Origin of the sequence: Staphylococcus xylosus (genome assembly GCF_002732165.1) — a bacterium.
Taxonomy (GTDB): Bacteria; Bacillota; Bacilli; order Staphylococcales; family Staphylococcaceae; genus Staphylococcus; species Staphylococcus xylosus.
The window spans coordinates 488,645-501,955 of record NZ_MRZO01000001.1 but is presented as its reverse complement, the minus strand read 5'-3'; the positions used below and the strand labels follow the sequence as shown (position 1 = coordinate 501,955).

The window sequence follows — 13,311 nt, the reverse complement described above, 5'->3', positions numbered from 1 at the left end:
ACCATGAGTGTAGCTATAAATCTCTTACTCTAATTTTGAAATTAAATATACATAAAGATGAGAGGGATTAAATTGAGAGATTTTGATAGTTTAATTCCAGATTGGTTCAAAACATTTGTTCAAGTCGGGAATGATTTAATCTGGTCACAATATTTAATTGGACTGTTAATTACAGCTGGTATATTCTTTACAATTGGCTCAAAATTCGTTCAGTTAAGATGGATTCCAGAAATGTTTCGTGCTATTGGTGAAAAACCTGAAACATTAGATAATGGTAAGAAAGGTATCGCTCCATTCCAAGCGTTTGCAATTAGTGCAGCGTCACGTGTAGGGACAGGTAATATTGCTGGTGTTGCAACTGCAATTGTACTCGGTGGTCCTGGTGCTGTATTTTGGATGTGGGTTATCGCTTTTATCGGGGCAGCAAGTGCATTTATAGAAGCAACTTTAGCACAAGTCTACAAAGTGCCTGATAAAGAAGGCGGCTTCCGTGGTGGTCCAGCGTATTACATAACGAGAGGTTTAAACCAAAAATGGCTAGGTATTGTTTTTGCAGTATTAATAACAATTACATTTGCATTTGTGTTTAATACGGTTCAATCAAATACAATCGCTGAATCATTGAAAACTCAGTATAATGTTAGCCCTGCGATAACAGGTATTGTATTGGCAGTATTTACAGCAATAATTATCTTTGGTGGTGTACGTAGTATTGCGACGATGTCATCAGTAATTGTGCCTGTAATGGCAATATTATATATATTAATGGTTGTTATCATCTTATTCATAAATTTCGATCAAATCATTCCTATGATTTCTACAATTATAAAAAGTGCATTTGGTTTTGAGCAAGCTACAGGTGGCGCAATTGGTGCTACGATTTTACAAGGTGTTAAACGTGGTTTGTTCTCGAATGAAGCGGGTATGGGTTCAGCACCTAATGCTGCAGCAACAGCTGCTGCGCCACACCCAGTTAAGCAAGGTTTAATTCAATCTTTAGGTGTATTCTTTGATACTATGCTTGTATGTACATCTACAGCAATCATGATTTTACTTTACACAGGTTTAGAATTTGGTGACAATGCTGCACAAGGTGTTGCTGTTACACAATCTGCTTTAAATGAACATTTAGGCAGTGTAGGCGGTATCTTTTTAACAATTGCAATCACGCTATTTGCATTCTCTTCAGTTGTAGGTAATTATTATTATGGACAATCTAACATTGAATTTTTATCTAAAAACAGAACGATTTTATTTATATTTAGATGTTTAGTAGTTGTGTTAGTGTTTATTGGTGCAGTTGCTAAAACAGATGTTGTTTGGAGTACTGCCGATTTATTCATGGGATTAATGGCAATTGTCAACTTAGTAGCGATCATTGGATTATCAAATATCGCGTTTGCTGTTATGAATGACTATCAACGTCAACGTAGAGCCGGTAAAAAACCTATTTTCAGACCAGAAGAATTAGAAATTAATTTATTTGGTATTGAAAGTTGGGGCATGAAAAAATAATTAAAAATTATTTGTATTAATGCATAGAGCCTTTCAAATAGATCACTTATTAGTGAGAATTTGAAAGGTTCTTTTATGTCTTTCAATTTTTGAAAATTAACTATATAATATTGATTGACAGAAAAAGAAGGATGATTCATGTGAGTGATTACCTTATAACCAAGGTTTTAAATAATAATGTTATTATCTGTAAAAAAGCACAAGAAGAATATGTGCTCATTGCTAAAGGCATTGGCTTTAATAAAAAAAGTGGCATGACTTTGCAAGAAAATCAAACAGTTGAGAAAATATATATATTAGACCAAAAATCTCAACAAGACCATTACAAATCCCTAGTTGAACAAGCTGATGATACATTAATTCAAGCAGTCATTGAAGCTGTTAATATTATCACGAATTCAGTAATGAAGATTGATAACCAAAAATTGGTCATATCTTTAACAGATCATATTATATTTGCATATAACCGATTGAAACAAAATCAATTAATAAATAATCCTTTTGTTGTAGAAACAAAGCAATTATATACAGAAGCATATGGCATCGCTGAGAAAGTAATTGATCGCTTAAACCATGTATTAGATGTGAATTTTCCAGAAGGAGAAATAGGTTTTATAGCGTTACACATAGCTTCGAATACAGAAACTTTATCTATACGTGAAATGGAATTGACTAATCGTTTAATCAATAAAAGTATATTTATTTTAGAACATGACTTAAAACGTGAAATAGAAAAAGATACAGTCCAGTATCAACGTTTTATTAGACATATTCAATTTTTAATTAGAAGGTTGAGAACCGGGGAAAATTTGCAAAAAACAAATGCTTTTGAAGAGTTATTGAAAACTCAGTATCCTTTATGTTTCAATATCGCTTTAAAAATAATGAAAATGTTGCAACAGGAATTGGGCATTAAAATATATGATGCAGAGGTAATTTATTTAACTTTGCATGTCTACCACTTTATGGTTGATGCCGACCATACGAATACACCTAATGCTTAAAGGTTTTAGATAGTTTACATTCCATAAATACAAGATAATAAAATTAGTCTGTACAACATGATTAAAGCATAAGCCTATATAAAGATGTTAATTAGTATATATATAATAAATACGATGTCACAATTCTGTGTGGCGTCGTATTTTTAATTTTTGTAAAAAATATTTATTGTAGGTTGTTGACACTCAAGATAAATTGAAAGTTTATATAAAATTAAATGTGTAATTAGTTGCATATTATAAAGTGAAAGTTAAGAACTTTAATTGTGTGTAATGAAAGTATTATTTTTTTATTTATGTTTGCAAATTCACTTTACTGTACCAATTAAAAAACATAGAATTAGTTTTAAAGTTGCTTTGTTTAAAGGGGATGTTTTTGTATCAAGTACTATGATGAAATTCCTATAATTAGGTCAGTGGCTGCTATGCTTGTAGTTGCTATTCATACAGTTAATAGTATCGCGCTTTCAGGAGGTACATTTACTTCAGATGGATTGGGGTATATAAATCAAATTGCAAGGTTAGGTACACCTGTTTTTGCAGTAATTAGTGCTTTTTTATTAACTATTTCTGTGGTTAATAGAGGTTTTAGCTTGAATTATTTTATAAAATCAAGATTTAGCAAAATCTTAATTCCTTATATTATATGGACAATTTTTTATTTATTATATAGGGCTTATTTTTTACATAACTTAGAAGATGATGGTAAACTAATAAATTATTTTATATTCGGCAAAGCAAATTTTCATCTATATTTCATATTAACAGTAATACAATTTTACTTTTTATTTCCATTCGTACACAAATTTAAAAAAGGTTGGCCGATTCTCACTTTATTCGGAGTTGCAACCATAGCTAATATTGTCTGGATAATGCTGGGTCCTGTTTCATTTGGTGGTGGTGGAGTAGAACGGTTTGTAAATGATAAACTCTTTATTATGAATTGGATATCCTTTTTTATTTTAGGTATTGTTTATGCAAAATTTTACAATGAAATAAAAGTTTTGATATTTAAATATAAGACGTTATTTTCTATTATTATAGCAATATTATTTATTGATTTATTAATCAGTATTGATTTAGATAATTTACACAGTTCAATCCATGTCTCAAATATAATTTATATCCCTTTTTTCATTGTATTTCTTAACTACATGTTTGAACATGTAAAGAAAAATAAAATCGTTTTGCGTACACTAACATTAATAGGAAATTACTCTATGGGTGTCTATTTAGTACATTATGTAGCAATCCAATTTGTGAAGCGTTTACCACTTGTTGAAGAAATTGATGCTCAAAGTAAATTTATGGGCGTATTTATAGCAGCAGTTGCTTTATCAGTATTTATCGTATACTTAATTGGTAAGTTGCCATTTGGTAATTATATTGTACCTATTCCAAAAAAGAAAGTTAATAAACGCCTTAATATTCAAGATAATAGTGATACTAGTAATGAGGTAACGACATAAAAACAAAAACAGAGTATTTTCTAAGAGAGGCCATAAAGGCTTCTCATTTTTTATATTTTGTTATTTATTTTGCTCATTATTAGCAACATACCTTTCTATGTTTAATATTACTTTTAATTTATATATAATTGAGAAATATTTGGAAAATGTGTTTAATTGTAATTGAATAGTGAATAATCTATGCAGAAGCGAGATGACAATTATAATTTAGTATAATAGATGATTGTCATATAGAGGATGTGTTATTATTAAGCATAGTACAATAAACTATTAAAGTTTTTTAAAATAGAGTTTTGTACCTTCTTTTTATAATCATAACAAGTAATTACTATTTTTAGAATTAATTTAAGGTATGGTGAGTTATATGTCGAATGAAGACAACGTAAGACAAGAAAATAAGAAGGGTAAAGATAAGTTGAAACTTAGTTTTCCCGAAACCCGCTTCATGAAGTTTGCGGGTGGCAAAGACTTACTTTTTGGTTTGTTAATTTTAATATTAGTAGGTATAGCTATATTTATATTTGATCAAGTATCTTATATTTTCAAACCGTTTATTATTATTTTTAATACTATCGCTGCACCTATTATAGTTTCAGTGATTCTATATTATCTATTGAATCCATTAGTCAATTTAATGGAACGTTATAATATTTCAAGATTATGGGGCGTAATCATATTATTCCTATTAATTGTAGGTGTCATAACACTTGTTATTAACCTTTTAATACCTGTAATAGGGTCTCAATTCAGAAGTTTTGGTAATAATTTTCCGTTATATGTAGATAAGGTTAATCAATTTATAGATAGTGTTACTAAGTATTCATTGATATCCAATTTCTATAGTCAAATTCAAGAGCAATTGGATGCTTTGGCTAACAAATTGCCATCTATGGTTTCAGATTACTTTAACGGATTTGGCTCAAAGGTTAAGAATTTTGCTGAGGCGATTGTAAACGTTGGTGTGGTAATTGCAACGACACCATTTGTATTATTCTTTATGTTAAAAGATGGACATCGTTTTAAAGAATTTTCTACAAAATTAATGCCACCTAAATTCAGAAAAGATTTTCATGATTTATTAGAAAAAATGAGCGTTCAAGTTGGTTCTTATATCCAAGGTCAAATTATTGTTTCATTCTGTATTGGTATTTTATTATTTATAGGTTATAGCATTATCGGATTAGATTATAGTTTGATTTTAGCTTCAATTGCTGCTGTTACAAGCGTAGTACCATACATAGGGCCTACAATTGCGATATCACCAGCAATTATTATTGCGTTAATAACTTCTCCAATTATGCTATTGAAACTGATTGTCGTTTGGACGGCTGTTCAGTTTATCGAAGGTCATCTAATTTCACCTAATGTAATGGGTAAAACACTTAAAATACACCCATTAACAATTATTTTCATCTTATTAAGTGCGGGTAACTTATTAGGTGTTGTAGGTGTGATTTTAGGTATACCAGCTTACGCGATATTAAAAGTATTGGTTTCACATTTATACAGTATGTTTAAACGTAGATATAATAAGTATTATGGTGAAGATGCTGGAGATTATGAAATTACTACACATGAAGACATTCGTTAAACTGCTATAAGTTTTTCAATGTCTTTGATAATAAACGCCATTTTCATTTTGAGTTTGTATCAACAGCGTTCGTACTGAAGTGGTGTGACTAGCACACAAAATTGATAAGTGTCTATAGATATAATGTGGTTATATACTGAAAGCTATAGGCGTTTTATAATATATTATAGTTAAAAAACTATCGAGGGCGAGATGATGAAATCAACTTTTTAAAATGTGATTTTTGTCTCGTCCTTTATTGTTTTAGTGATGTGTTATTAACATATTGAGTTAAATTATCGTCATCTGTGTAGGTGATGTACTATATAGCTATATTGTTATAAATGTCACCTCATTAAAGCGTGTTTAACTCGTGACACTTAAAATTAAATTATGCATCTAACAATTTTGTTAGTAGTTATGATTGAAAATTTTATTTATTATGTATTATTCTTGTGCTATATTTTTATGGAACAATTAGATTATTAAAAGTGAAGTGAAAAGATGACAAAAGAATTGAGAAGCAAATTATTTACTATATTAAAAATTGCATTTGCATTAACGTTATTTACAATTGTTGCTATTACTTTATACAAAGAGCTCTCACATATTAATCTTAAAGACGCAATAAAATCATTTAGTAAAATAAATAGATTTTGGCTTGTTGCACTGTTCCTTAGTGGTGGCGCGTCAATTATAGTGCTTTCAATATATGATGTGATTTTAGCTAAAACATTAAAGCTAAAAATTGGTTTAGCTAAAACGATTAGAATTGGTTATATTGTCAATGCACTGAATGCTGTTGTTGGCTTTGGTGGATTTATAGGGGCCAGTGTGCGTTTCCTTTTTTATAAAAATACAACTGATGATAAAAAAGCGCTGTTTCATACCATTTCCATTGTTTTAATTTCAATGTTAACTGGTTTGAGTTTGCTTTCTATCTTAGTAGTTTTTCATGTATTTGATATTTCACACATTTTTACTCCGTATCCATGGGTTAAATGGTTAATGTACGTAGTAGCATTGTTTTTACCGATATTTGTTGTATTTACTATAATTAAGCCAGTACAAAAAACACATAGATTGCTTGGGGTATATTGCACTATTGTTTCAGGTGTTGAATGGTTTGTTGCAGCATTAGTATTATACATGTCAATGGCTATCGTAGACGTTCAAATACCTTTTGCTACATTTATGGGGATTTTTATTCTAGCGGCGTTGTCAGGCTTGATCAGTTTTATTCCTGGTGGATTTGGTACATTTGATTTAGTTGTCCTGTTAGGTTTGAAGGCATTAAATGTGAGTGAGGAAGCAATCGTGTTAGGTTTATCACTTTATCGTTTTGCTTACTATTTATTCCCTGTACTTATTGCACTGATTTTATCTACATTTGAATTCCGTAGTACTGCAAAACGTTACTGGGAAGATTCACGTATATTAGTGCCAGTAAAGGATATGACGTCTTTATTAGGCTCATATCAAAAGGACATAATTGCACGTATACCGTCTTTTGCTATTGCACTCTTATTGCTGTTTACGAGTTTAGTATTCTTTTTGAATAATTTAACAATTATTTATGATGGATTATATGATCCAAATCATTATATCTATTATATTATTGTTTCAATTCATACTTGTGCTTGTTTACTATTATTATTAAATGTCATTGGTGTATATAAATTGTCTAAACGTGCGATTTTATTCTCAATTATTTCTGTATTGTTTATATTTATTGCAACAGCGTATACGTATGCATCATTCATACTATTGAGTTGGCTTACTGTAATTTTTATATTATTGCTCGTATTTTATAGAAGAGCTCGGGTTATCAAACGACCATTTAGATATTCTAAATTATTATTAAGTGTTATTACAGGTGCGATAATACTCTATATTAATCATCTTGTGATTAAGAGTACGTTCTATTCTTTAGAAATTTATCATATTGAAATGCTAACTTCTATTTTGAGATATTATTTCTGGATTACTGTTTTATTAGTAGCAATTATAGTCGGTGTTATCGTATGGTGGTTTGAATATCGATATAGATCATCAAATAGTAGAGATAACATTGCAACTTGTGAATCGATTATTGATAAATATAATGGGAATTATTTAAGTCACTTAATGTATAGTGGAGATAAGAAGTTTTTCATAAATGATAATAAAGATGCTTTTGTAATGTATCGCTATCATAATAATACGTATATTATTTTAGGTGATCCAATTGGAAATTCAGAATCATTTTACAGCTTATTAGAAGCATTTTATCAAGAAGCGGAATATTTAGGTTATGATATTATTTTTTATCAAGTAACGGATAAACATATGTCACTCTATCATAGTTTTGGTAATCAATTCTTTAAATTAGGTGAGGAAGCTGTTATAAATTTAACGTCATTTACAACGTCAGGGAAGAAAAAGCGGGGGCTGCGAGCGACGCTAAATAAACTTGATGATTTGGGCTATTCGTTTGAAGTGTTGGAGCCACCTTTTTCACAGCAAATGATTACTGATTTAAAAGCCATAAGTGATGAATGGTTAGCTGATAAAAATGAAATGCATTTTTCTGTTGGTAGTTTTGATGAACATTATATATCACAAGCTCCGATAGGCGTGTTAAAGGATAATGAACAATCCGTAATTGCTTTCTGCACATTGATGCCAACTTATTATAATGGCGTGATTTCAGTTGATTTAATACGTTGGAAACAAGACATTGAGTTACCATTAATGGATAGTTTATATTTGAATATGCTACTTTGGTCAAAAGACAATAACTATGAACATTTTAATATGGGTATGGCGACATTATCTAATGTTGGACAAATTCCTTATTCATTTTATGGTGAAAGAATTGCTGGCCGTGTATTTGAACATTTCAACGGTCTATATAGATTCCAAGGTCTCAGAAGATATAAAGAGAAATTTAATCCGAAATGGGAGCCAAGATTTCTCGTTTATCGTAAACGCCACTCATTATGGGTGAGCATGTTAAAAGTTATGCGCGTCATTAGAAAAAATAATTAAAGTACAATATGAAGCACCCCACATGTCATTTGCATGTGGGGTGCTTTTTAAGGAGTTTAATAGTGCTTAATGGTTTGTGTAGTTAATCTTTGGAGAAGTTATTAACTACTTTAATAAACTAACAATTGTTACCCTTTTAAATATCATTTTGATTCTAACTATATTTGAATTTCTCGTTACCCCTTTGTAAAAGGTACAATATAAATATATCATCATTAGAAAACGCTTTCAATGGTGTGTTGAAATCTAATTCACTTTATTATGAACATATTATACATGTGTTTTCTTAATAACATTTATATGTATTATTACTTTTTTGAAGTGACGGATTTGAAAATTGTATTCTATGCTTAGTTACTTATAAAACGTGAATTTACTTCAATTGTTTTTTTATTAGCCAATCATCTATAATACTTAAAAATAATAATACGAGGTATACAAAATTGATAGATTATAGAGAATATGCAGATGAAGAAAAAGTTTTTATGATAAATATCGGAGCGTTAGATTGGTATAAAGTACGTAAAATAGTTATAAAAACCGTTGAAAAACTAATTAAACCATATTCACCTAAATATTATAGTTACACATTTGTAGATGTGGATAATGTAACAGTATTATTAATTAAAGCAAATCCGCAATTTATACCGGACTTAATTAGAGCATTATGTAAAAAGAACTTAGCTATATATGAAGTTAAATTAGTTGAAGAAAAAGATAATTTGTTGAACGAACATTTTATCGGTTAATAATTTAGTTGCTTATTATAAAAAAGTTTAGTTAATACTTAAGTCAGTGCTTATAAATGTAATCTTAGCAGATAAATACTCTATTAAATAAGGTAAAGTTGTGGTAATATGAAAACGGTTACACTAAAGGAGGCGGCTTAACTGACAACGATAAAAGATGTAGCACGATTAGCCGGTTGCTCAGTTGCAACTGTTTCTAGAGCGATTAACAATACTGGGTATGTTAAAGCACAAACGCGATCGCAAATTGATCGTGCAATTGCAGAACTGAATTACCAACCAAATGAAGCGGCAAGAACGTTATATAAAAGAAAATCAAAAATGATTGGATTGCTCCTACCAGACATAAGTAATCCATTCTTTACATTGATTGCTAGAGGAGTAGAAGATGTTGCTGTTGAACATGGGTATCAAGTTTTAATTGGTAACAGTGATAATGATAAAGAAAAGGTAAAGGCCTATTTAACAACATTTGTATCTCATAATTGCGCAGGTATGATTACTACTGCACTTAACGAAAATATAATTGAAAATATGTTAGAACCTCTTCATATGCCTTTTGTATTTGTCGATCGTACTAATAATGAAAATTCAGGTGTTTCAACTGATCATTATGAAGGTGGACAACGTCAAGCAGAACTAGTTATGGAAGGCGGCTGTAATTACGGTCTAGTTGTACATGAAGATTTAACTATTGATGCTTTTAAACATCGCGTTAAAGGTGTGGTGTCAATTTTTAAAGAACATGGTATTAGCTACAAAACATATTTAGCTCAGAATTTAAACAATGAAGGTTCATTTATTAATTTAATTAGGACATGCAATATAGATAGTATTATCTGCAGTAATGATTTATTAGCAATTAAAGTGATGGGTATACTACAACAACATAACTTGCAAATTCCAGAGGATGTTCAAATTGTAGGGTATGATAATATACCATTTTCAACAATGACATTTCCTCAAATTAGTACAATCGATCAGTCGGCTTATCGTTTAGGGGAACTAGCAATGTCAAAGTTACTTAAATTGTATGATCATCAAGATTATGTCGAGCTAGAAAAAGTAGCAATATCCGTAATAAAGCGATCGAGTACACGTCATTGATGCGCAATATGTAACGGGTTACATAAATGAAGGAGTGGTTTGATGTATAAAACAGGTATTTTAAATAGTGAAATTTCAAAATTGCTAAGTGATTTAGGTCATACAGATCAAATTATTATTGCTGATTGTGGTTTGCCAGTACCACAAGGAGTTAAGAAAATAGATCTTGCTTTAGAATTTGGGAAACCATCATTCTTAGAAGTATTTCACTTAATAAAAAATCATATGGTAATTGAGCAAATGACGATTGCTAATGAAATGATTAAGCAAAATGATGAACTCTATATACAATTGATATCAGAAAACATTGATATTAGTACTGTAGCTCATGAACAGTTAAAAGCAGATAGTGGGAAAGTAAAAGCTATTATCAGAACAGGCGAAGCTAAACCTTTTGCAAATGTGATATTAAAGAGTGGCGTTCTATTTTAAAGGGGTGATTAATAATGATTAATATGGATCAAATATATAAATCATTTGGACAAAATGATGTGTTGTTGGGTGTGGATTTTGAAATTGCTGATGCAGAAGTGCATGCATTAATGGGTGAAAATGGTGCCGGTAAAAGTACATTAATGAAAATTCTAACAGGTGTCTACGAAGCGGATGGTGGCACAGTAGTAGAAAATGGACAAACGATTCATTTTAAGAATACTAAAGATGCTGAAAATCATGGCATCGCATTTATACAACAAGAATTGAATATTTGGCCTAATTTGACAGTATTAGAGAATTTGTTTTTAGGAAAAGAAATAACTAAATCTTTCGGTATTGTAGATAATAAAGCTATGAGAATACAAGCACAAAAGATATTTAAGAAATTGAATATAACCATTGATTTAAATCAATTAGCGGGAGATTTATCTATTGGTATGCAACAAATGTTAGAAATTAGTAAAGCGCTTATGCAAGAGGCCAAAGTTATTATAATGGATGAGCCGACTGCCGCATTAACAAATAACGAAATAGAAGTGTTATTTGAACAAATCAAAAAGTTGAAAAGTGAAGGCGTATCTTTTGTCTATATTTCACATAGAATGGAAGAAATATTTAGTATTTCTGATCGTATCACCGTTATGAGAGATGGTCGTTCTATTTTGACGTCTGCTACCGAATCTACAACACATCCACAAATCGTCAAGGCGATGATAGGTAGAGATTTAGATAACCAATATCCTGAAAGGGATTATGAGCAAGATGAATTAGTGCTATCTGTAAAGGAGCTTAGTTCGAATGAGCATAATCTAGAATCGGTTCACTTTGAGTTGCATAAAGGAGAAATCTTAGGCTTTAGTGGATTAATGGGTGCAGGTAGATCAGAGATTATGCGTGTGTTGTTTGGTCTTGATAAAGGGTCTATGCAAGTAGAATTAAATGGTAAAGAGATTGATATAAATAACCCTAACCAATCTATAAAACATGGTTTAGCTTTTATTACTGAAAATAGAAAAGAAGAAGGATTAGTTCTGCAAGATTCTATTTTAGAGAATATATCATTACCTGCGTTAAAAAGTTTTTCAAAGTCAGGCTTTTTGGCGCAACGTTCAATGGAGCAATATACACAGCAAATGATTAAGCGATTAAATATTAAAGGGAAACAAGGTGATGCGTGCGTAGATTTGTCTGGTGGGAACCAACAAAAAGTAGTTTTAGCGAAATGGATAGCTACTGCACCACGCGTATTGATTTTAGATGAACCTACTAGAGGCATTGATGTAGGTGCTAAAAGAGAAATATATCAATTAATGAATGAACTTACAGAACGAGGGATGTCTATTATTATGATTTCATCAGAGTTACCTGAGGTTATTGGCATGAGTGACAATGTGGCTGTCGTCCATGAAGGTAACATTGCTGGGATATTAGATAAGGAATCATTATCTGAAGAACGTATTATGACTTTAGCTACTGGAGGGAATATAAATGAATCAATCTAAGTTATCTTTTTCATATTTAGAAAAAATCATACCATTTATTGGATTAATATTATTAGTCATTATCATAAGTGCATTAAACAGTGCCTTTTTAGAGCCATCGAATTTGTTTAATTTGTTAAGACAAGTATCCATTAATGGTTTAATAGCATTTGGTATGACATTCGTCATTTTAACAGGGGGGATAGACCTATCAGTTGGGTCGACACTTGCGTTATCTAGTGCGATGATTGCGATATTAATGGTATCAGGTGTTGATTCGATTGTTGCGTTGTTAATTGGCTGTATCTTTGGTGCTATTTTAGGGGCGATTAACGGACTTTTAATTACTTTAGGTAAGATGGCACCATTTATCGCAACTTTAGCAACTATGACGGTATTTAGGGGCCTCACGCTTGTTATCACTGATGGTAATCCAATTACAAATTTAAATGGTAGTTATGCATTCCAATTATTTGGACGCGGCTACTTTTTAGGTATACCTGTACCAGCAGTTACGATGTTTATCACATTCATTATTTTATATATTATTTTACATAAAACGGTGTTTGGTAGACAGACTTATGCCATGGGCGGTAATGAAAAAGCGGCATTTATCTCAGGAATCAAAGTCAATAAGTTGAAGGTTATGATATATAGTTTAGCTGGCTTAATGTCTGCGATGGCAGGAGCTATATTAACATCTCGTTTAAATTCTGCACAGCCAACAGCGGGTATGTCATATGAATTAGATGCTATTGCAGCTGTAGTACTTGGTGGTACTTCACTTACAGGTGGTAAAGGGCGTATTCTCGGTACATTAATCGGGGTGCTTATTATAGGCGTGCTAAACAATGGTTTAAATCTATTGGGTGTATCTTCATTTTATCAACAAGTCGTTAAAGGTGTAGTAATTATTATTGCAGTGTTAATAGATAGAAAGAATAAATCATAGAG

Annotated in this window: 10 protein-coding genes; all 10 read left to right on the top strand. The window is 30.8% G+C overall.

Going from position 1 to position 13,311, the window contains the following annotated elements; genetic code table 11:
* Positions 1–72: 72 nt before the first annotated feature.
* The 10 genes from alsT to BTM19_RS02445 all read left to right on the top strand — a co-directional run bounded on the left by alsT (position 73) and on the right by BTM19_RS02445 (position 13,309).
* Positions 73–1,515 (top strand): glutamine transporter AlsT, encoded by a 1,443-nt coding sequence (gene alsT / locus BTM19_RS02490; protein ID WP_029377381.1) that lies wholly within the window; start codon positions 73–75, stop codon positions 1,513–1,515.
* A 140-nt stretch (positions 1,516–1,655) separates the two neighbouring features.
* On the top strand, positions 1,656–2,519 hold the full coding sequence (gene glcT, locus BTM19_RS02485; RefSeq protein ID WP_029377380.1) for a glucose PTS transporter transcription antiterminator GlcT: 864 nt from the start codon (positions 1,656–1,658) through the stop codon (positions 2,517–2,519).
* A gap of 377 nt (positions 2,520–2,896) precedes the next feature.
* A complete protein-coding gene (locus BTM19_RS02480) occupies positions 2,897–3,985 on the top strand; it encodes an acyltransferase (protein ID WP_029377379.1) in 1,089 nt (362 codons plus the stop codon).
* Positions 3,986–4,349: 364 nt separating this feature from the next.
* Complete coding sequence (locus BTM19_RS02475) at positions 4,350–5,576, top strand: AI-2E family transporter (protein WP_029377378.1); 1,227 nt, start codon at positions 4,350–4,352, stop codon at positions 5,574–5,576.
* 483 nt (positions 5,577–6,059) lie between these two features.
* The gene (gene mprF / locus BTM19_RS02470) at positions 6,060–8,585 is read left to right on the top strand and encodes a bifunctional lysylphosphatidylglycerol flippase/synthetase MprF (RefSeq protein WP_029377377.1); all 2,526 of its coding nucleotides are present in this window, start codon (positions 6,060–6,062) and stop codon (positions 8,583–8,585) included.
* A 443-nt stretch (positions 8,586–9,028) separates the two neighbouring features.
* Positions 9,029–9,334, top strand: a complete 306-nt coding sequence (locus BTM19_RS02465; protein ID WP_029377376.1) for a hypothetical protein — start codon at positions 9,029–9,031, stop codon at positions 9,332–9,334.
* A gap of 141 nt (positions 9,335–9,475) precedes the next feature.
* Positions 9,476–10,441 carry a LacI family DNA-binding transcriptional regulator gene (locus BTM19_RS02460; RefSeq protein ID WP_029377375.1) on the top strand — a complete coding sequence of 322 codons (966 nt, stop codon included), beginning with the start codon at positions 9,476–9,478 and terminating at the stop codon, positions 10,439–10,441.
* Between the two features lie 42 nt (positions 10,442–10,483).
* Complete coding sequence (gene rbsD, locus BTM19_RS02455) at positions 10,484–10,873, top strand: D-ribose pyranase (protein ID WP_029377374.1); 390 nt, start codon at positions 10,484–10,486, stop codon at positions 10,871–10,873.
* Positions 10,874–10,887: 14 nt separating this feature from the next.
* The gene (locus BTM19_RS02450) at positions 10,888–12,378 is read left to right on the top strand and encodes a sugar ABC transporter ATP-binding protein (RefSeq protein WP_029377373.1); all 1,491 of its coding nucleotides are present in this window, start codon (positions 10,888–10,890) and stop codon (positions 12,376–12,378) included.
* Complete coding sequence (locus BTM19_RS02445; RefSeq protein ID WP_029377372.1) at positions 12,365–13,309, top strand: ABC transporter permease; 945 nt, start codon at positions 12,365–12,367, stop codon at positions 13,307–13,309. Before BTM19_RS02450 ends, BTM19_RS02445 begins: the two co-directional genes overlap by 14 nt.
* The last annotated feature ends 2 nt before the right edge of the window (positions 13,310–13,311 follow it).

Coding starts and splice junctions, on each gene's coding strand:
- mprF (WP_029377377.1), top strand. CDS start 6,060: ATGACAAAAGAATTGAGAAGCAAATTATTTACTATATTAAAAATTGCA.
- BTM19_RS02445 (WP_029377372.1), top strand. CDS start 12,365: ATGAATCAATCTAAGTTATCTTTTTCATATTTAGAAAAAATCATACCA.
- BTM19_RS02475 (WP_029377378.1), top strand. CDS start 4,350: ATGTCGAATGAAGACAACGTAAGACAAGAAAATAAGAAGGGTAAAGAT.
- BTM19_RS02450 (WP_029377373.1), top strand. CDS start 10,888: ATGATTAATATGGATCAAATATATAAATCATTTGGACAAAATGATGTG.
- rbsD (WP_029377374.1), top strand. CDS start 10,484: ATGTATAAAACAGGTATTTTAAATAGTGAAATTTCAAAATTGCTAAGT.